At 59.4% G+C, this 19,386-nt stretch carries 16 protein-coding genes; 6 read left to right on the top strand and 10 right to left on the bottom strand.

Features of this window, described 5'->3' with window-relative positions:
• Nucleotides 1-186 precede the first annotated feature (186 nt).
• The 4 genes from CFB17_RS10390 to CFB17_RS10375 all read right to left on the bottom strand — a co-directional run bounded on the left by CFB17_RS10390 (nucleotide 187) and on the right by CFB17_RS10375 (nucleotide 4,674).
• Nucleotides 187-1,305 (bottom strand): ABC transporter ATP-binding protein, encoded by a 1,119-nt coding sequence (locus tag CFB17_RS10390; protein WP_088561468.1) that lies wholly within the window; start codon nucleotides 1,303-1,305, stop codon nucleotides 187-189.
• A gap of 18 nt (nucleotides 1,306-1,323) precedes the next feature.
• Nucleotides 1,324-2,379, bottom strand: a complete 1,056-nt coding sequence (locus CFB17_RS10385) for a carbohydrate ABC transporter permease (protein ID WP_088561467.1) — start codon at nucleotides 2,377-2,379, stop codon at nucleotides 1,324-1,326.
• Nucleotides 2,372-3,295 (bottom strand): carbohydrate ABC transporter permease, encoded by a 924-nt coding sequence (locus CFB17_RS10380; RefSeq protein ID WP_207762010.1) that lies wholly within the window; start codon nucleotides 3,293-3,295, stop codon nucleotides 2,372-2,374. The genes CFB17_RS10385 and CFB17_RS10380 overlap by 8 nt, the downstream gene beginning before the upstream one ends.
• Before the next feature lie 116 nt (nucleotides 3,296-3,411).
• Nucleotides 3,412-4,674 carry an ABC transporter substrate-binding protein gene (locus CFB17_RS10375; protein ID WP_165769546.1) on the bottom strand — a complete coding sequence of 421 codons (1,263 nt, stop codon included), beginning with the start codon at nucleotides 4,672-4,674 and terminating at the stop codon, nucleotides 3,412-3,414.
• Nucleotides 4,675-4,942: 268 nt separating this feature from the next.
• Here CFB17_RS10375 and CFB17_RS10370 point away from each other — a divergent pair, with 268 nt between their 5' ends.
• From CFB17_RS10370 to CFB17_RS10345, 6 genes are read left to right on the top strand one after another with little or no spacing between them, the layout of a single operon-like run.
• On the top strand, nucleotides 4,943-6,553 hold the full coding sequence (locus CFB17_RS10370; RefSeq protein ID WP_088561570.1) for an ABC transporter substrate-binding protein: 1,611 nt from the start codon (nucleotides 4,943-4,945) through the stop codon (nucleotides 6,551-6,553).
• A 15-nt stretch (nucleotides 6,554-6,568) separates the two neighbouring features.
• Nucleotides 6,569-7,585 carry an ABC transporter permease gene (locus CFB17_RS10365; RefSeq protein ID WP_165769562.1) on the top strand — a complete coding sequence of 339 codons (1,017 nt, stop codon included), beginning with the start codon at nucleotides 6,569-6,571 and terminating at the stop codon, nucleotides 7,583-7,585.
• Entirely contained in the window at nucleotides 7,582-8,481 is a 900-nt protein-coding gene (locus CFB17_RS10360) for an ABC transporter permease (RefSeq protein WP_088561463.1), read from the top strand. The genes CFB17_RS10365 and CFB17_RS10360 overlap by 4 nt, the downstream gene beginning before the upstream one ends.
• Nucleotides 8,478-9,332 (top strand): ABC transporter ATP-binding protein, encoded by an 855-nt coding sequence (locus CFB17_RS10355; RefSeq protein WP_088561462.1) that lies wholly within the window; start codon nucleotides 8,478-8,480, stop codon nucleotides 9,330-9,332. Before CFB17_RS10360 ends, CFB17_RS10355 begins: the two co-directional genes overlap by 4 nt.
• Nucleotides 9,329-10,108, top strand: a complete 780-nt coding sequence (locus CFB17_RS10350) for an ABC transporter ATP-binding protein (protein WP_243389843.1) — start codon at nucleotides 9,329-9,331, stop codon at nucleotides 10,106-10,108. The genes CFB17_RS10355 and CFB17_RS10350 overlap by 4 nt, the downstream gene beginning before the upstream one ends.
• Before the next feature lie 43 nt (nucleotides 10,109-10,151).
• Entirely contained in the window at nucleotides 10,152-10,898 is a 747-nt protein-coding gene (locus CFB17_RS10345) for a DUF1003 domain-containing protein (protein WP_088561461.1), read from the top strand.
• 60 nt (nucleotides 10,899-10,958) lie between these two features.
• On the opposite strand, the gene panC is transcribed toward CFB17_RS10345, so the two are convergent.
• From panC to CFB17_RS10315, 6 genes are all read right to left on the bottom strand, one after another.
• On the bottom strand, nucleotides 10,959-11,801 hold the full coding sequence (panC, locus tag CFB17_RS10340) for a pantoate--beta-alanine ligase (protein WP_088561460.1): 843 nt from the start codon (nucleotides 11,799-11,801) through the stop codon (nucleotides 10,959-10,961).
• Between the two features lie 262 nt (nucleotides 11,802-12,063).
• On the bottom strand, nucleotides 12,064-14,166 hold the full coding sequence (ligA, locus tag CFB17_RS10335; RefSeq protein WP_088561568.1) for an NAD-dependent DNA ligase LigA: 2,103 nt from the start codon (nucleotides 14,164-14,166) through the stop codon (nucleotides 12,064-12,066).
• Between the two features lie 84 nt (nucleotides 14,167-14,250).
• Nucleotides 14,251-15,036 carry an ABC transporter ATP-binding protein gene (locus CFB17_RS10330; protein ID WP_088561459.1) on the bottom strand — a complete coding sequence of 262 codons (786 nt, stop codon included), beginning with the start codon at nucleotides 15,034-15,036 and terminating at the stop codon, nucleotides 14,251-14,253.
• Between the two features lie 11 nt (nucleotides 15,037-15,047).
• Nucleotides 15,048-16,817: a dipeptide/oligopeptide/nickel ABC transporter permease/ATP-binding protein gene (locus CFB17_RS10325; protein WP_088561458.1), complete on the bottom strand. Its 1,770-nt coding sequence runs from the start codon at nucleotides 16,815-16,817 to the stop codon at nucleotides 15,048-15,050.
• Nucleotides 16,814-17,767 carry an ABC transporter permease gene (locus CFB17_RS10320; RefSeq protein WP_088561567.1) on the bottom strand — a complete coding sequence of 318 codons (954 nt, stop codon included), beginning with the start codon at nucleotides 17,765-17,767 and terminating at the stop codon, nucleotides 16,814-16,816. Before CFB17_RS10320 ends, CFB17_RS10325 begins: the two co-directional genes overlap by 4 nt.
• A gap of 5 nt (nucleotides 17,768-17,772) precedes the next feature.
• On the bottom strand, nucleotides 17,773-19,356 hold the full coding sequence (locus CFB17_RS10315; protein WP_407642406.1) for an ABC transporter substrate-binding protein: 1,584 nt from the start codon (nucleotides 19,354-19,356) through the stop codon (nucleotides 17,773-17,775).
• Nucleotides 19,357-19,386: the final 30 nt, after the last annotated feature.

Raw genomic sequence — 19,386 nt, 5'->3', positions numbered from 1 at the left:
TCTTCGACCGATGCCGGCTTCTGGATAGGGCTGACGAGCGGCGCCGCTGTATGGTGGTCTACCCAGTCGGTATCTCTTGCGATCGCCTCTGCTCTATGCTCGCTGGCAATTGGATTGTCGCTTGGCTACCGCAATTTTCGCCGGGCCAGCCGCACGCTGGCCGCATCGCGCTAATAGAGCGCGATGCTACTGAGCGGCGGTGACCAATGGGCGTTGTTCTACCGGCTCCAGCGCCGGCTCACCTGGCGAGGTTCTAAAAAGGTGACAGAATCTTGGATGCAATGAGATCTTGATTCGCTGGCCTCGCGTGACCGGCGTCTGACCTCGCTGCTGGATGATCAGTTTGGACCCCTTGACCAGTTCGCCATAGATATAGCTCTCGACACCCAGTTGCTCCGTCGCCTCGACGATGAAGTCGAGGCCGGTACCTTGCTGGACCTCGACCGCCTGCGGCCTGATTCCGAGTGTCACAGGATCGCCAGGCCGCAAGTCGCCTGCGTCCGCTAACACAAAGATGGGAGCCACGCCCTCGACGACAACCTGGACGCCGTTTGACTCGATCTTCTCAATTTTCGCGTCGAGAAAATTCATTCTGGGATTGCCGATGAACCCGGCAACGAAACGGTTGGCCGGTCGATTATACAGGTCGAGCGGCGCACCAATCTGCTCTACCTGGCCATCGCGCAGTACGCAGATCCTATCCGCCATCGACATGGCTTCCAGCTGGTCATGCGTCACATAGATCATCGTGTTGCCGAGCCTGGCATGAATGGTGCCGATCTCGATACGCATGGCCACCCTGAGCTCGGGATCGAGGTTGGACAGCGGTTCGTCAAAAAGAAACATCGCCGGCTCGCGGACCACGGCTCTGCCGATGGCTGCCCGCTGTCGCTGGCCGCCCGAGAGAGCTTTGGGGCGTCGATCGAGATAGGAGTCTATTCTTAATAACCGCGCTGTTTCCTCGATCCGCCTGTTGATCTCAGGCCGCGCCGTGCCGATGTTTTCGAGACCGAACGCGAGATTCTGCCGCACGGTCATGTGCGGATATAATGAGTAGGACTGAAACACCATGGCGAAGCCGCGCTCGGCCGCAGGCTTATCGTTGATGGCGGTCCCGTCAATGCGGATTTCACCGCTGCTGACACTTTCCAGCCCCGCCATCATGCGAAGAATCGTCGATTTTCCGCAGCCGGAAGGACCGACAAACACGAAGAACTCTCCGGTACGAATCGAGAGATTGACGTCGCGGACGACTTCTGTGGAGCCGAAGCGCTTGGTGACGTTGATGAGCTCGAGCGTCGCCATGTGTGAGATCGGATCTTTCTAGCGGATGCCGGTTTCGGCAATGCCGGTTTGAATATAGCGTTGCAGAAAGGTAAATACACAAGCGATCGGCAATAACGTCAGCACCGTCATCGCGAGAATGCTGCTCCACTGCATTTGCGGTTCCCCCTGGTAGGAATTCAAGGCCAGTTGCAACGTGAACTGGTCGTCTCGCGTGAGCACGATGAGCGGCCACAAGAAATCGTTCCAACGCCAGACGATGGCGAAGACCGCAAGGACCGCCAGCGCCGGGGCAGCGAGCGGCAGGACGATGCGCCAATAGATTTTCCACTCGCTTGCCGCATCGAGCCTTGCGGCATCCAGCAGGTCATCGGGGATCGTGAGCATATATTGCCGCAACAGGAATACCCCGGCCGGCGTCGCTGCGCCCGGCAATATGATGCCCCAGGGGGTGTTGAGCAAACCCAATTGGTTCACGACAAGAAAGAGCGGCACGAGCACAATCGTAGGTGGGATCATCAGCGTGGCGATGCTGAGGACGTAGGCGGTGGATCGGCCGCGGAACTCATATTTCGACAATGCGAAGGCAGCCAGACTGTTCACGAAGAGCACGATGATCGTCGACATCGCCGTGATGAAAATACTGTTCCAGGCATAGCCGACGAAATCCGAGCTATGGAACAAATCTCGATAGTTGCCCCAGGCGAATTTCGTTTCGGTTACCGGCTGTCGCTGATCAATGTTGACTTCGATGGTCCGACCCGGCTCGTTCGGGAATGCCATCTCGGCCGTGATGCCGACCCGACGTATCTGTACCATCTGCGTAACGGTGCCGTCGGTGGTCTTAACATTGAAGAGCGGCAATTGGTCCTGCATGCCTGCGACATCGACCTTGACCTGGCTATAAGGCATGACGCTGGCGGGAAAATCCTGCAGCTGGCCCTCCGATTTGAACGAGGACAAGACAAGCCAAGCAACAGGCCACAGCATCGCGATCGTGCCTAGGCAGAGATAGGCATAAGATACCCAGTCGGTCCAATGGAGGCTGCCGTGCGTGCCGCGGCGGCGCGATACGAAGGTGAGCAGGCTATTCATTGACCGGCCTCCGGTTTGCTCTCAGTTGGGCAAGAGTGAGCCCAATGAGAAGGACGGCCAGACAGACAGACGCCGCCGCAGCCAGTCCGTACAATCTCGGCTGCGTGGCAAAGCCGGTCTCGTAGATGAATTGGACGATCAGCTTGGTCGCGGACCCGGGGCCGCCGCCCGTCAGGACATAGACTTCGTCGAATGTCTGAACGCCCCGGATCAAGGCCAAAACGATGACCACGAGGAGATTCGGCCATAGAAGCGGCAGCGTTATCCGTGTCAGCTTCCGCCATCTGCCGGTAGCATCCATATCGGCCGCTTCGTAGATGTCGCGCGGAATGGCTTGTAAACCCGCGAGCAGGATGAGCACGTAAAATCCGACATGCGCCCAGATGCTGACGAGAACTGCCCAAAAGAAGGCCCAATTGGGGCTTGAGAGCCAATCGATCGGCGCGATACCGACATTCTCCAGCCAAGCATTGAAGACGCCTTGGCGCAAAAGCATCCATTTCCAGATCAATGCGACGACAACGGGTGAAAGCATGACAGGGAAAAAAACGAGGCTGCGAAAAAAGCCTCGCGCTCGAAGATTGCGATTAAGTATCAGCGCCGTCGTCAAGGCGATCAATACCATGGCTGTCACCTGAACAACGACGAAGAGTAACGTGTTGAACAGAGATCGCCAGAAGAGGTCGCGTTCGCAGGTCGTCGGATCCAGGTAGTTCCCGCAACTGAGGAGGCTCGAAAAATTTTCTCCGCCGATGAAGGGACGTGAGCTGAGGGAGAGTTGGTCCCCACCGGTCAGCGCGTAGACGAGGTCCAGGGCCAGCGGGAGGAAGGCGAACACGGCGAATAGAATGAAGTTCGGCAGCAGAAAGAGCCAGGGCATGGCGCGGCGGCCGACGCGCTTTTGCAGCGCGGCCATCGGCCGCTCAACGAATCGGGTCACTGCCGCGAGTGCGCTTGCAAGGCGGCGACCAAAACCCCGGCGATCCGCGTTGGATCCGAAGCTGTTGTCAATCATCCTATGGAGCGCCCATCCTACTGACCTTCGGCAGCCTTCACTGCTTCTGCGATGTCTCGATTGACCCTCTCGAGCGCCTCATCAAGGCTCGACTCGCCGATGATTGCCTGGGTCAGCCGCACTACCGTAGCGTTAAAGATGGCCTGGCTAAACCTGTAGGATTCCAAGAGCTCTGCCGGCTCCGCGATTTTGCCGATTTCGCGAGACAACACGCCTAGTGCATCGACCGCCTGAGACGACGCGCCTCCATAGCTGAAGCCTGCGCGAAGCAGCGACTCGTTCGCGGGGATCGAGAGGGTTCGCACTGCCAGTTCCTTTTGCGTTGATTCCTGGCTGAGAAAATCCAGCACCTTGGCGACCGCCTCGGGGTGCTTGCTCGTTTTGAAGCCGACGACGGCAACGCCCCCCGGCATCGCCGTGCAAGTTGCAGGACCGCAAGGCGCTACAGCGGCCTTCCAGTCAAATCGGTCCTTGATCGCTTCCTCGAAGCGTCCAACCTGATTGCTGCTGCCATAATAGAAGACAACCTTGCCATTGATGAATTGCTGAACGGCATCCTGTGGTGTCGTAGCACTCGGGCTTACCCAGAGTTCCTTGGTGATGGTGCCGTCTTTCGTCCATTCGACGAACTTGTCGGCAAAGAGGCGGAAGCCGTCATCCACGACGTGCGCAGCATCGTCGGCCACATCGTAGCGCGCGCCAAAGGAGATCGCTGGTGCAGCGAAGGCGCGACCAGAGCGATCGAATGCCATGGGGTAGGGCGTATCGGTCGCCTTGGCCACGCGATAGGCGGCGTCCGCCCAGTCCTGCCACGTGGCACCCGGTCCGGGCATGGAAACCCCGGCTTGCTCAAACAGGGTCTCATTGACGAAGCCGCCGGTTACCGAGAATTGGAGCGGAACACCATAAAATCCCTGGTCGTCCCCGCGGGCGCGCAGCCATTTGAGGGATCGGCCGAAGCTTTCGCTCCACCGCTGGCGATCGATGTACTGACCAATGTCCAAGAAAAAATTGTGTAACCCGCCGAAGTCGGAAATCCGTGCAAGATCGGGCCCTTCGCCGGCGGCCAACTGTACGGGCAAGCTTTCGATCACGGTCTTAGCGGGAACTGCGTCGACACTAACCTGAATGTCCGGGTTATCCTTTGTGAAGCGCCCGAGAACGTCCGACATCACGGCGCAGCCATTGCCTTCGGCCGAGCACATAAAATGCAGGGTTACGGGATCTGCCCGCGCGGATGAGAAGCCCAGGAAGCACGCGGTGAGCGCGATGGTGGCCATCTCGGCGGCAAAACCTGGCTTCCACATAAGGATCAAGTGCTCCAGCGAAGGCATCTCAAGGATCTGGCCGCCGCCAGGAACTAGGGCACCCTGAGTGCCTTGCCAATGACGTCGGGATCGGGCCGAACTTAATGGATCTTGCCAGCGAGCCAAGGGCTGGCCTCTGTCGAGGTGTAGCGCTTGACAGAGTGGGGGCTAAGCCAGCTAGCGTTCGATCGACCATTTGGCCTGTCTGGATTCTTTGCCTGCCTACCGGAGATACGTTTTCATGCGCCAGCTGAATCGCGCCTTGCTTCTTCTCTCCGGAGCAGGCCTAACTTTCCTTGCCTTTATCCTGGCGACGCCCTCGGTAGGCTTCGCGGCGACACCGGCAGACACGATCGTCATGGCCAAGCAGATCGATGACATGATAACGATCGATCCGGCGGAAGCGTACGAATTTTCCGCCCTTGAGATCGACGCGAACCTCTACGACCGGATCATGACCTACGACCCGGCGACGTCGAAGGTGGTTCCCGGTGTCATAGCCAGTAGCGAGGCCTCCAAGGACGGGAGCAGCCTTACCCTAAAGGTTCGCCCGGGCCAGAAATTTACGAGCGGCAATCCTTTGACGGCGGACGACATAGCGTTCTCGCTTCAGCGCGTCGTCAAACTCGACAAGTCACCGGCCTTTATCCTCACGCAGTTCGGATGGACAAAGGACAATGTCGAGGAAATGGTCGTGGCAAAGGATCCCGAAACGGTTTCTTTGACCATCCCGGCCAAGCTGGCGCCAAGCTTCGTTCTAAACTGCCTGTCGGCCGGTGTGGGTTCCGTACTCGATAAGAAGGAGGTTCTCTCGCGTCAAAAGGACGGCGACCTGGGTTATGAGTGGCTGAAGAGTCACGCCGCTGGGTCGGGAGCCTTTTCGCTCCGGAGCTGGAAGCCGAACGAGGTTATCCTGCTGGACGCAAATCCCAACTACGCGGGCGGATCGCCCAAGGTCAAACGTGTGGCTATCCGCCATGTCCCGGAGCCTGCCACGCAGCGACTTCTCCTCGAAAAGGGGGACGTCGACATCGCGCGGAATATGTCGCCGGACCAGATCGAAGGGCTTAAGTCCAACGCCAAAATCAAAGTCGAGTCGTTTCCCAAGGCTGATACCTGGTACGTGGCGCTCAACCAAAAGGATGAGCGCCTCAGCAAGCCCGGTGTTCGCCAAGCATTGCGCTGGCTGATCGATTATCAAAATATTGCCGATAGCATCACCAAGGGTCGCTTTAAGGTGCACCAGGCCTTCCTGCCAGAGGGCTTTCCCGGTGCGCTCAACGACAGCCCCTACAAGCTGGATGTAGAAAAAGCGAAAAAGTTGCTCGCCGACGCCGGCTATCCAGACGGTTTCGAACTCCAGCTCGATGTGTCGAACAGCTACCCCTCGACTAACGTCGCCCAGGCCATTCAGGCAACGATGGGCCAGGCTGGAATTAAGATCTCGATCGTCCCCGGCGAGCAGCGTCAGGTAATCACGAAATATCGTGCTCGGCAGCATCAGGCGGTGCTTCTCTATTGGTCGCCGGACTACATGGATCCGCATAGCAATGCGGGCTCGTTTGCTTGGAATCCCGACAATTCCGACAATGCTTCTGATAAGCCACTCGCCTGGCGAAATGCCTGGGACATTCCCGATCTGACCAAGCGGACTGAGGAGGCGTTGAAGGAGACGGATGAGACGGCGCGTATGGCCATGTATGCCGAACTCCAGAAGTCGCTTCTCGACGATGGGCCCTTCCTTATTGCTTTTCAGAATGTCGATCAGGTCGCAATGCGCAAGGAGGTCGGCGGTTTTGTCGATGGCGCGCTATCGGACCATGTTCTTTATAAGAATCTGACGAAGAACTGATCGATCGTGCCGACTTTGCGTTTGTTGCGGCCGATCCTGGCGTTTTTGGCTTCGATTATACTCACGCTGCTGGGACTTCTTGCGGTCACCTTCGTCATCGGGCGTGTCATTCCGATCGATCCGGTGCTCGCGGTCGTCGGCGACCGTGCATCGCCGCAGACATATGCGGCGGCCCGGGCGGCCATGGGATTTGACCTGCCTCTCTATCAGCAATTTCTGATTTACCTGAAGAACGTCTTGTCTGGTAACTTTGGCCAATCGACCCTGACCGGACGGCCCGTTCTTGAGGATATCAAGGCATTTTTCCCGGCAACGATCGAGCTGTCGAGCGTCGCCATTGTCGTCGGCGTGGGGCTAGGCGTGCCGCTCGGTGTTCTCGCAGGCGTCCGCTCGGGGCGCTGGCCCGATCATCTTGTCAGACTGTTTGGCCTCGTGGGCTACTCGGCCCCAGTCTTCTGGCTGGGCCTCGTGGGCCTCTTGATCTTCTATGCCAAGCTCGATTGGGTGGGCGGCCCAGGGCGCCTGGATATCTATTACGACGGCTTGATCGAGCCACGTACGGGCCTGCTCTTGTTGGACTCTCTACTTGCGGGCGATACAGAAGTCTTTTGGAATGCCGTTTCCCATATCGTCCTGCCGGCCTCGATCCTCGCTTGGTATTCCATGGCATATCTTTCGCGCATGACGCGGAGTTTCGTCATGGCGGAAATGAAGCAGGAATATGTGATGACGGCTCGCATAAAGGGAATGTCCGAATGTCGGGTCATATGGCGCCACGTCATGGGCAACGTCGCTGTGCCGCTGGTCACGGTCGTCGCGCTGTCTTATGGAGGTCTTCTCGAAGGCTCCATTCTGACTGAGACGGTTTTTGCCTGGCCCGGGCTCGGCCGATATATCACCGAATCGCTTTTCAACGCCGACATGAATGCTGTCCTGGGCGGCACCATCGTTGTTGGTGTCTGCTATATATTGCTCAATCTGCTCTCGGATCTCGTCTACCGGCTCCTCGATCCCAGGGCACACGCCGCATGAACAATGCACGTTCATGGCTCCTGGCGGACCAGCCGGCATCACCCTTGCAGGCGCGGATGGGGCGATTTTACACATCCTGGTTGGCCCTTAGCGCCAATCCCCTTGCCTTGATCGGCCTGGCGATCGTTGTTCTGCTTTTGCTCAGCGCCTTGCTGGCTCCCTGGATCGCGCCGCGGGACGCCGTTTATGTACAGAACCTTGATGGACGCCTGCAGCCGCCCTCACTCCTCCATTGGTTCGGTACGGATGAACTTGGCCGAGATCTTTTTGCTCGTGTGGTCCATGGCAGCCGCATCACGCTGATGATCGTAGCGCTCGTGGCGATCATCGTCGGTCCGCTTGGTCTCATCATCGGTATGGTCGCCGGCTATGTCGGCGGATGGACCGACCGCATCTTGATGCGCTTGACCGATATATTCCTCGCTTTCCCTCGACTAGTTTTGGCGCTTGCCTTCGTAGCTGCCCTTCGGCCTGGCATCGAGAGCGCGATTCTGGCTATAGCCATAACGAGCTGGCCTCCTTACGCGCGCTTGGCGCGCGCCGAGACGCTGATGATCCGCCGTAGCGACTTCATCGCCGCCGCCATTGCCCAAGGCGCTTCCGCCCCCCGGATCATTCGACGCTATGTCATGCCGCTTTGCATGCCCTCCGTCGTGATCCGGCTTACGCTCGACATGGCGGGAATCATCCTGACAGCTGCAGGCTTGGGTTTCCTTGGCTTGGGCGCTCAACCACCGTCGCCGGAATGGGGTGCCATGGTCGCAGCGGGGCGGGGCTACGTGCTCGATCAGTGGTGGGTATCGACCATTCCGGGCATCGCTATTCTTCTGGTGTCGCTTGGGTTCAACCTTCTGGGAGACGGCCTGAGGGATGCTCTGGACCCCAGGCAATCATGACCAGCATATCGCCCGAAGCCCCACTGCTCGAAGTCGAGGGTCTTCGCGTGAGCTTTGCCACCCAGCGCGGGCTTGTCGAAGCTGTTCGCGGCGTATCATTCGCCATGGGGCGGGAAAAGTTGGGTATCGTCGGTGAATCAGGGTCGGGCAAGTCGACCATCGGGAGGGCGCTCATGCGTCTGGTCCCGTCCCCAGGCGTCGTCACTGGCCAAAAACTTAAGGTTGGCGGCAAGGATGTTCTCTCCGCCAACGAGCGCGATCTTCAGGGCCTGCGTGGTGGCAAGATCGCCATGATCATGCAGGATCCCAAATTCTCGCTTAACCCTGTCATGCGGATCGGCACGCAGATCGAAGAGGCGATCCGCATGCATCGCCGCGTGACGAGGAAGGCGGCGCGTGCGCATGCGATGGAGGCACTCCTCGCCGTGCGCATCAGCAATCCCGAGCGAGTTTACCACTGTTTTCCGCATGAGCTTTCAGGGGGCATGGGCCAACGCGCCATGATCGCTATGATGCTCTCGACACAGCCCGATGTGCTGATCGCCGATGAACCAACCTCGGCACTCGACGTCACCGTACAGGCTCAGGTCCTGGCCATTCTCGACGATCTCGTGAGCAGACGTGGCATGGGGCTTATCATGATCAGCCACGATCTCGAGCTGGTTGCCTCATTTTGCGACCGCGTTCTCGTCATGTATGCCGGCAGGATCGTCGAGACGCTTGAAGCGAGTGCCCTGTCCAGGGCGGTTCATCCCTACACGCGAGGCCTGATTGCGTGCTTGCCGCGCCTGAGCGAAGCTTCCAGCCGACTCCAGACAATGCAACGCGATCCCGCTTGGAGCCAAGTGTGAACGAGGCCATCGAAGTGTCGGATCTAGAAGTTACCTTCGGTCACGGCACCAAGAGCTTCAAAGCGGTGCAGGGCGTCAGCTTTACGGTACCTTTCGGTCAGTCATTCGGTCTCGTTGGAGAAAGCGGCTCGGGCAAGAGCACGATTCTTCGAGCTCTCAGCGTTTTGGTTCGGCCCAGCGGTGGTCGTCTTCAGGTCGCTGGTGGCCCGCTTCCCCTGCATCCACCCAAGACTTTTCGCCGTCGTGTTCAACTCGTCTTCCAGGATCCTTACGCTTCTTTGCACCCACGTCACTCGATCGATCGGATCCTTCGCGAACCACTTGAGGTGCACGGGTTTGATCGTCGAGAGGAGCGCATTCTGCAAAGCTTGGACGAAGTCGGCCTGCCGCGGCGCTATCGCTATCGCTATCCCCATCAATTGTCTGGTGGTCAGCGCCAGCGAGTCGCAATCGCGCGGGCATTGGTGCTCGAACCGGAGATTCTGCTGCTTGACGAGCCGACATCTGCCTTGGACGTGTCGATCCAGGCCGAGATCTTGAACCTGCTGTCGGACCTGCGTGAGGCCAGACAGCTGACATATCTGCTGGTGTCGCACAATCTCGCCGTCGTTGCGCATATGTGCGATCGCGTTGCGATCATGAGCCAGGGCAAAATTGTGGAAGTAACCGACAGCCGCCATCTGCGGACTGGTACGTTTACGCATCCCTATAGCCAGCAACTATGGGCATCAAGTCAGGGCTATTTTCGAGATCCCGCTGTGCTGGATGTGGGATAGGGCCATTTAAGGTCAGGATGCTTGACCTTGAGAGATCGAATTCATGAGCGAGCCATTGGCGCCGGATCAACAGACTGCATCTCTTGATGAGGCGGCGCACTCTAAGCGTGTCCGCTGTGCCGTTTCCCAACGGGACGTTCATAAGCGCGACGCTGTTCAGATCGATGTGGTGCGGCCAGAACTACAGAAGCGCATCCTTCTCGATCATCCTGGACTGAAGCCGGATGCCTATATCTGCCACAGCGAGCTCAATCGATATCGCTCGCTTTACGTCGAGGAGCTTCTTCGAACCGAGCACGGCGAGCTTTCCGAGCTCGACCGACAGGTCGCCGCGAGTGTTGCCTCGCACGAGACGATTGTCGCCGACGTCGAGCATGATTTTGACGAGAAGCGGAGTTTCGCCGATCGTATCTCCGATGGCTTGGCCACCTTCGGCGGCTCGTGGCGTTTTCTCATCTCGTTTGCAGTCGTCCTTATGTGCTGGATGGCACTGAATGCGCTCCTCGGTACGACGGCTGCCTTCGATCCATACCCTTTCATTCTCTTGAACCTCGTCCTCTCCTGCCTTGCAGCCGTGCAGGCGCCCATCATCATGATGAGTCAGAAACGACAGGAGGAGAAGGATCGCTTGCGGTCACTGAACGATTATAGGGTCAATCTGAAGGCCGAGCTCGAGATCAGACATCTTCACGAAAAGATGGATCATCTTATCAACCGCCAGTGGCAACGCCTTGCCGAGATCCAGCAGATTCAACTCGAGATGATGGAAGAGACCCGGCGGCGTAGATAATAGGATTGATGCTTGATCCTGGACCAAGCCATCTAGACAGCTTTGCCCTCGCCGACCCCTTCAGCGCCGGCGGTCAACCTCGACATTGTCGATCAACCGCGTGTTGCCCAGCTTGGCAGCGCCGAGAATGGCAAGCGATTCTCGATCGATAAGTGAGGGCGGTTCGAGATCAATCAGGCGTCGTACGGAGATGTAGTCGACCGCCCAGCCATGTTTGATCAACTCGGCGGAAGCCCGGTGCTCAAGTTGGAGAAACCGCGTATCGCCCTCGCCGACCGCCCTTGCCATCTCACGTAAGACGCGAAACAAGCGAGGCGCTTCAGCGCGTTCCGCAGGATTGAGGTACCCGTTGCGCGAAGAGAGCGCCAAACCGTCTGCCGCACGGCTCGTGGGATTCACCACGATCTCGATATCCAGTGCCAGTTGCCGGCACATCGCTTCGACCACGCGGACCTGCTGCAGGTCCTTGGCGCCGAAAATCGCTCTGGCTGGACGCACCATGTTGAAGAGCTTTAGGACGACCGTGGCTACGCCGGTAAAGAAGCCAGGACGCGCTGCTCCCTCAAGGATCGAGCCCAAGCTGTCGGCGGGCTGGATGAAGCAGGACTGGGCCTCAGGATAAATCTCGCTGACCAATGGTACAAAGGCGATATCGACATTCTTTGCTTCTAGCTTGGCCAGATCGGCGTCGCGTGTGCGCGGATAAGCATTGAAATCCTCATGCGGTGCGAACTGCAGTGGATTGACGAAGATGCTGACGACCGTAGGCTGGCTGAATGTGGCGGCGCGTTCGACGAGATCGAGATGTCCCTCGTGCAGGTTACCCATGGTCGGCACGAAGCTCGTGGGGCCGAGCGCACCGAGAAGCTGCCGTAGCTCTCGAAGCTGATGCACGACCTTCACCACGCTGACTCCCTGCCCTGATCACCGGGCGGACCATGCCTCGCTCCGTTGTCATGAGCAAGGGGGACCGACTATGCTCCAAGCTTAAGCGAGCTACTTGATTCGGTGTAACTGAATGGGTCTGCCGCCGTGGGCGCAGTTCCACAGGCCCGATGACGAGTGCTCTTTGGACTGACCCGTACATCTCTCCCGCGGCGCGCTGATTTGGCGACCATGTGACGCGAATCACGCGGCCCATGAGGGCCAGCGACAGCTTCGCTTCCTATTCCTGACCGACACGTTCAAGCCATTCATCTTCGCTCAGAATCGTGACCTGCAGTTCTTCCGCCTTCTTCAGCTTCGATCCCGCATCCGCACCGGCGATGACAAAATCCGTGCTCCTCGAGACCGAGCTTGCCACTTTGGCGCCTAGCGATTCCGCGCGAGCCTTTGCTTCCGCCCTGGTCATCCTTGCAAGGCTGCCGGTGAAGACAACCGTCTTGCCGGCAAAGGCACTGCCCTTGTTTCCCAACGCTGGCGGCGCGACGATCGTCAACTCTTGCGCAAACCGTTCGACCACCTCGCGATTGTGCGGTTCGGCAAAGAATTCGCAGAGCTGCTCGATAACGGCACTCCCAATGCCGTCCACATTGTCCAGGTCCTGACGTTCGCTCTCGTCTGAATTGCCTAGTCGATCCATGGCATGTCGCCATGCTTCGAAACTGCCATAATGGCGCGCCAACAGCATCGCGTTGACCTCGCCCACGAAGCGAATGCCCAAAGCGTCAATAAAACGATTGAGGCTTATTTCGCGCCGCGCCTTGATCGATTCCTTGAGCTTCGCGACCTTTTTCTTGCCCCAGCCTTCGAGCTTTTCGAGCGCCTCGAGCCTCGCTTCGTCCTTAGCGAGCGTGAAAAGATCGGCAGGTTCGCGGATCAGTCCGGCCTCAAGCAACTGCGGTACCTGCTTCCTGCCAAGACCTTCGATATCGAAAGCCTGGCGACTGACGACATGCTTTAGCCGTTCAGCGACCTGCGCGCTGCAGTAAAGGCCACCCGTGCAGCGGTGGACGGCCTCGCCAGGCGGACGCGGCGCCAGCGACCCGCAGACGGGGCAATGATCGGGGAACACATAGGGCGAGCCACGTTTTGCGTCTTTTGCAACCACCTCGATCACTTGCGGAATGACGTCGCCGGCTCGCTGGATTCGAATCCTGTCTCCAGGGCGAAGGTCGAGGTTGGCGATGAAATCCTCGTTGTGCAGCGTCGCCCTGGTCACCGTGACGCCCCCGACGGTTACGGGTTCAAGTTCCGCCACGGGGGTAAGAGCGCCCGTTCGGCCGACTTGAATGGTGATGGACTTCACCACCGTTTCGGCGCTCTGTGCCTTGAATTTGTGGGCGATCGCCCAACGAGGTGCCCTGCCGACATAGCCCAGCCTTTGCTGCAGGGCGATATCGTCCACTTTGTAGACCACGCCATCGATGTCGTAGGGCAACTCCGCGCGCCGGCTTTCGATGTCGTTATAAAACGCCAGGAGCTCATCGACAGAGCGACAAAGCGCCGTCTCCGGATTGACGACAAAGCCGAGCTTGCGGAGCATGGCCAAGAACTCGGAGTAGGTTCCGACAATCGGCGGGCTGGCTTCGCCCCAGTAATAGGCGAAGAAGCCGAGCGGCCGCTTGGCCGTGATGCCGCTATCCAGCTGACGCAAGGACCCGGCCGCCGCATTGCGCGGATTGGCAAAGGGCGGCTCTTCGGCCGCCATGCGTCGCTCATTAAGCTTGAGGAAATCTTGCCGATCCATATAGACCTCGCCGCGCACTTCCAGCGTAGCTGGCGGTTCGGTGGTGCGCAGGCGAACTGGAATGTCGTGGATTGTCTTGACGTTGTTCGTCACGTCCTCGCCGACGGCACCGTCACCCCGGGTCGCGCCCGTACGGAGCTGGCCGCTTTCATAGCGCAGCGAGCATGAGAGGCCGTCAATCTTGGGCTCCGCGACGAAGGCAAGCGGCGCATCGGCAGACAGACCCAGGAAACGACGAACGCGCCCGACGAACTCCTCGACGTCATGGGCTTCGAACGCGTTGTCGAGCGAGAGCATCGGCAGCGCATGGACGACCTTTTCGAAGGCTTCCACCGGCGCGGTGCCGACACGCAGGCTGGGGCTGTCATCGCGAATGAGCGTCGGAAAAGCCGCTTCGATCCCTAGATTGCGAGCCCGCAGTTCGTCGTATTCAGCATCGCTGATTTCGGGCGCGTCGTCGCGGTGATAGAGCCGGTCGTGGCGAGCTATTTCGGCAGCCAGCCACTCAAGTTCATTGGCCGCTTCCTCTGGCGTCAGCTGCTCGATCGGTCGTGCTCGGGAGCTGGGCGATTTGCTCAAGATGTCCAACCGTTCCTGACTGATGACGATCCCCGGCCTGCTTTGACGCAAAACGGCCGATCGAGCAAATGACGGTCGGACCGGCTATGCGGGCAGCCCAGTCTTGGCACTTTCGAGCAGTGAGCGAGTGTAGGGATGTTGAGGCGTAGCGAAAAGCTGGGCGCGGGAATTGGACTCGACCAGCCGGCCCTGCCGCATGACGACGACATGGTCCGCCATTGCTTCGACGACAGCCAGATCATGACCGACGAAGACGTAGCTCAGGTGAAGTTCGTTCTGCAGTCGGCGGAGAAGGCGGAGGATCTGAGCCTGGATCCGCACGTCCAAGGCCGACACCGCTTCATCGAGAACGAGAATGGGGGCGTCTGCAGCGAGGCTGCGGGCGATGGCGACGCGCTGGCATTGGCCACCCGACAACTCATGCGGATAGCGATCCGCCAGCGAGTCATCAAGTTCGACGAGCATCAAGAGCTCGTCGCGGCGTTTCGAGCGCGCATCCCGACCGAGCCCCGTCAGCCCCGACAATTGATCATCGATGATCTGTCCGACGCGCCGGCGCGGGTTGAGCGAACCCAATGGGTCCTGGAAGACGAGCTGAACGAGCCGCGCGATCGCCCGTCGGCTTCTCGGCAAAGGCCTGCCAAACACGTAAACGTCTCCGCTCGTGGGACGAATAAGGCCGGTCAGCATCCGGCCCAAGGTCGATTTGCCCGATCCGCTCTCGCCGACGATACCAAGGGTCGTACCCGCCCGGAGTTGCAAAGAAACGTCGTCGACCGCGCGCAAGTCGCTGCGTGACGCATAGCTGTGGACGAGTCCCACGGCCTCAAGCGCCAGAACTGAATGTGCATCGCCGCTTAGCGAAACCATGGCAGCACCCCTCAGCCCTGCGTGGTGAAGAGCTTTTCGGGACGGCCCAAAACCGGGACCGCATCGAGAAGCTGCTGAGTGTAGGGATGTGTCGGCGTCACCATGATTTCCGAGGTCGGCCCCTCTTCGACGATCTGTCCACGATACATGATGAGGACATGGTCGCACACGCGCTGGATCACGCTGAAGTCGTGGGAAATCAGGATGATGGAGAGGCCCTGATCATGTCTCAGCTCGCTCAGAAGATCGAGGATCTTCACCTTGGTCGAGACGTCCAGAGCCGTAGTCGGTTCGTCGGCTATGAGGATGTCCGGTTGCGCCGCCAGGGCCATGGCAATGCCGATGCGCTGCCGCTGGCCGCCCGATAACTGATGCGGATAGGCACGCGCTGTCGCCTCAGGGTTCGGCAGGCCCACGCGATCGATCAGCGCCAGCACCCCGGACTGACGCTCGCTTCTTGGGCCGGGGAGGTGGCGGGCGATCACTTCGGCGATCTGAGCGCCCACCGGCATGAGGGGATTGAGCGTCGTCAGCGGGTCCTGGAAGACGATCGCGACCCGTCTGCCTCTCAGATCCTGCCAAGACTTCAGGGACTGGGCCAGCAGGTTCTGCGTGCCCAAGGTGATGCTGCCATCGACGATCTGCATTGGCGGGCTGGGAGCGAGGCCCAGGAGAGTTAGCGCCAGAACCGATTTCCCGGAGCCCGATTCGCCAACAAGCCCGATCGCCTTGCCAGGGGCGATATCGAGATCCACATGATCCACAATGGTGCGACCGAGGCCGTCGCCCGCCAGGCGATGCTGCACCGTCAAACCGCGCACGCTCATGATCGAAGGCGATGACGGACCCGCTTCGAGTAGCGGCGCGCGCTCGACCCTCGTGTTCGGCGAGGGGGTCTCGAGTAAGCCACCCTGGAGCCTTGGATCCAGGACATCCCGCAGACCGTCGCCGGCGAGGTTGATGCCGACGACCAGGGACATGATCAGCAAGCCCGGAACGAGTGCTAAATGCGGTGCCAGCAGAACGAGTTGACGTGCGTCGCCCAGAAGTGATCCCAAGTCAGCTTGGGGAGGTTGGGCGCCCAGCCCAAGAAACGAGAGGCCGGCGGTCTCGAGGATCATCCAGCCCAGCGTCGTCGACATGGTGACGATGATGACCGGCAGAACGTTGGGCAGGAGTTCCCTAAGGACAATGCGCACATGCGACGCGCCTGAGAGCCCCGCGGCTGCCATGAAAGGTCGCTCCACGAGACTGAGTGCCACGCCGCGGATCGTTCGGGCGAAAAAGGGAATATTGACGATCCCGATGGCCAAGAGGGCATTAAACAAGCCTGGGCCAAGGACGGCAACGATCGCAAGGGCCAGTAGGAGATAGGGAAACGCCATGATCATGTCGATCAGGCGCATCAGGATCGAATCAACGAACCCTCCGGTATAGGCGGCTATGAGGCCGATCGCCGAGCCGATGACGCAAGCACTCAATGTTGCGGCCATACCGACACAGAGGCTGAGGCCGCTCCCCCAAAGCAGCCGCGACAGAAGATCCCGGCCTAGCTGGTCGGTGCCGAGTATCGCTTGCCTGCTGAAAATCGGCAGGAGCCGGGCAGCGGGATGAATAGCGTTGGGATCGGGCAAACCGAGCAGCGGAGTCAGAGCCGCCGCCGCCATGATAAAGAGGGTGACGAAGCCGCCAGTCAGGGCCAGCCGGTTGGACGCCCAGCGCGACCATAGCTTGGGCCTGATCGGCAGCATCGGTTCGGAGGGTGAAACGGGACCTTTCATCGTCCGGATCCGATGCGGGGATCGACCAGTCGCTGGATGATGTCGGCCGCGAGATTGAAGATTACGAAGCCTGTGGCGACGATAAGAACGCCGCCTTGGACCAGGAGCACATCCCGCTGCATGATCGCATCGACGAGCATTCGTCCGATGCCGGGCCATTGGAAGATCGTTTCGACATAGACGGCGCCTCCAAGAACATAGCCAGCCTGGAGGCCGATGACCGGAATGATGTCGACGAGCCCATTCCGGAAGGCATGGACGATCATGATCCGCGGTTCGCGCAGACCTTTGGCCCTGGCGGTCCTGACATGGTCCTGGCGTATGATCTCGAGCATCGATGTACGCGTGAGCCTGGCGATGATCGCTGCAGCGACAAGGGCAAGCGTCAAGGCGGGCAGGACAAGGTGATGAAGTAGATCAAGAAGATCGCCACCGCCGAAAAGAGCATACATGCCGCCTGTGGGAAACCAACGAAGCGTGACGGCGAAGATCAAAATCAGGACGATGCCCAAGAAGAATGACGGTGTGCTGATACCGATCAGCACAGCCAGGGTAATCAGGCGATCGATCCAGCTGCGATGCCGGACGGCGGCAACAGCGCCCAATAGCAGTCCGATGACGCTGCAAAGACAGAGAGCGGCTGCCGCGAGAATGAGGGTTGGGCCCAGGCGATCGAGGACCTCGTCGAGTACGGGGCGATCGAGCGCGTAAGAACGCCCGAAATCGCCCTTCAGCACGTTAGACAACCAACTCAGATATTGAACGGGTAGCGGTTTATCCAGACCGAGCGAGGCGGTTAACCTTGCCTTGTTGTCCGGTGTCGCAAACGATCCGAGGATGGCGGTTGCAGCATCTCCGGGAATGGCGGCAAGGGCGAGGAAGACGATCACCGATACGCCGATGAGGACAATGATCGCAGCCAGAAGGCGATGAAGGATAAAGTTTCGCACCTTGCTCATCCGTCCGATCGGGCGAGCTTTGCGACATCCTCAAAGCGCACGAGAAAGCTGGGTTGCAGCGTGAGGCCTTCCACGAAGCGGCTCAAGACAGCGTTCTGTTTCCAGGAAGCCACGAATATCCAAGGTGCGGCCTCGTGTACCCGACTGCCTATCTGTCGGTAGAGAGCCGCACGTTCTTCCCGACCCTCCGCTTTCCTTGCGGCAAGGATCAGCTTGTCGAGTTCGGCATCCGCGAAGGCGCCGGAATTGAAGCCGCCTGCAGCCGGCCCGGCATCGCTACGTAATGTGAGAAAGGGGATCGTGTCCGGGTCGTTCGTCATCCAGGCCATCTCCGCCATCTTGGCGCCATCTCCGGAGCGACTCCCCGCGAGGCCTCCATTAACCTTGGCGAGAAAGGTGTTCCACTCATAGGTTTGGATACGCACCCGCATGTCGACGGCAGCAAGGTCGGCTTGGATGGCGGTCGCCATGCCAACGGGATCCAGCATGCCGGAGCCGCCGTCGGGAACGTAGAAGGTTATCGTTTGAGCTCGATCGTATCCTGCCGATTGCAGCAGGGCACGGGCGCGATCGGGATCGTAGGGATAAGGTTGAACGCTCGGGTCGGTGGCCCATGAAAATGCTGCCGGGATCGGACCGGCTGCAACCGTGGCCGTTCCTTGGAGGAGATCGTCGACGATCGCCTGCTTATTGACCGCGAAGTTTACCGCCTGCCGAACGCGCACATCGTTGAAAGGCGAGCTTGCAGCGTCAAGGATAACGTACCAGAGATGTGGTCCGACCTGCTCGGTGAATTGAAAGCCACCCGTGCGACGAAAGACGTCGGTACTATCCGGGGGGACCTCGACAAGAACGTCAAGATTGCCGGCTAGCAATTCGGAGAGGCGTGCATTCGCGTCCGTGATCGGCCGAAACACGAGTCGCTTCAGCCTCGCTTCTTTCCGCCAATAACCCTTGTTTCGTGCGAGGACGATCTGTCTTCTGCTTTCCCAGCGCTCGAAGCGAAACGGACCGCTCCCGATCGGACGGCGACCAAAGCCGCTCTTGTCCTGCATGACGGCTTGTGGAGAGACGATGAGCGCCGAGGGATAGGCCAGATTGGAGAGAAAGGGCGCGAACGCTTCCTTCAGATTGAAGATCACGGTTTGCCGATCTGGCGCTTCGATGGATTGTACCTGCGCGAAGAAAAAGGCTAGCGGGAACGGGCCGGTGTCGTGGGCAGGATGGTCTGCATCCAGCATCCGTTCGAAGTTCCATTTGATGGCATTGGCATCCAGGGCAGCGCCATCCTGGAAAGTCAGGTTCTCGCGCAGTGAGAAGACGTAGCGGCTTGCGTCCTTGTCGATTGTCCACGATTCGGCAAGCGAGGGTTCGAGCTCGAGCGATTGATCGCGGGTTCTCACCAGCCCATCATACATATTGGCGAGTAGTCGGAAATCATTCAGCGATGTGGCAACCGCCGGATCTAGCGACCGGGGTTCGGCTCCCTGCCCGATGACCAACGTGTCGTCCGGGATGACATCGAGCTTGGCCTCGGCACCTCTGGGCAGGAAACTCGCAGCAGCGACCGACAGGAGCAGGCGACGGTCAAGGCTGTATCCGCGAGGTCC

Source organism: Arboricoccus pini (assembly GCF_900187945.1).
In the GTDB taxonomy this organism is placed as follows: Bacteria; Pseudomonadota; Alphaproteobacteria; order Geminicoccales; family Geminicoccaceae; genus Arboricoccus; species Arboricoccus pini.
This window is presented reverse-complemented; position numbering and strand designations above follow the sequence as displayed.

Excerpts from the sequence above, each read along its gene's own strand:
- CFB17_RS10390 (WP_088561468.1), bottom strand. The coding sequence starts at position 1,305 with ATGGCGACGCTCGAGCTCATCAACGTCACCAAGCGCTTCGGCTCCACA.
- CFB17_RS10385 (WP_088561467.1), bottom strand. The coding sequence starts at position 2,379 with ATGAATAGCCTGCTCACCTTCGTATCGCGCCGCCGCGGCACGCACGGC.
- CFB17_RS10380 (WP_207762010.1), bottom strand. The coding sequence starts at position 3,295 with ATGGCCGCGCTGCAAAAGCGCGTCGGCCGCCGCGCCATGCCCTGGCTC.
- CFB17_RS10375 (WP_165769546.1), bottom strand. The coding sequence starts at position 4,674 with ATGGCCACCATCGCGCTCACCGCGTGCTTCCTGGGCTTCTCATCCGCG.
- CFB17_RS10370 (WP_088561570.1), top strand. The coding sequence starts at position 4,943 with ATGCGCCAGCTGAATCGCGCCTTGCTTCTTCTCTCCGGAGCAGGCCTA.
- CFB17_RS10360 (WP_088561463.1), top strand. The coding sequence starts at position 7,582 with ATGAACAATGCACGTTCATGGCTCCTGGCGGACCAGCCGGCATCACCC.
- CFB17_RS10355 (WP_088561462.1), top strand. The coding sequence starts at position 8,478 with ATGACCAGCATATCGCCCGAAGCCCCACTGCTCGAAGTCGAGGGTCTT.
- CFB17_RS10345 (WP_088561461.1), top strand. The coding sequence starts at position 10,152 with ATGAGCGAGCCATTGGCGCCGGATCAACAGACTGCATCTCTTGATGAG.
- CFB17_RS10330 (WP_088561459.1), bottom strand. The coding sequence starts at position 15,036 with ATGGTTTCGCTAAGCGGCGATGCACATTCAGTTCTGGCGCTTGAGGCC.
- CFB17_RS10325 (WP_088561458.1), bottom strand. The coding sequence starts at position 16,817 with ATGAAAGGTCCCGTTTCACCCTCCGAACCGATGCTGCCGATCAGGCCC.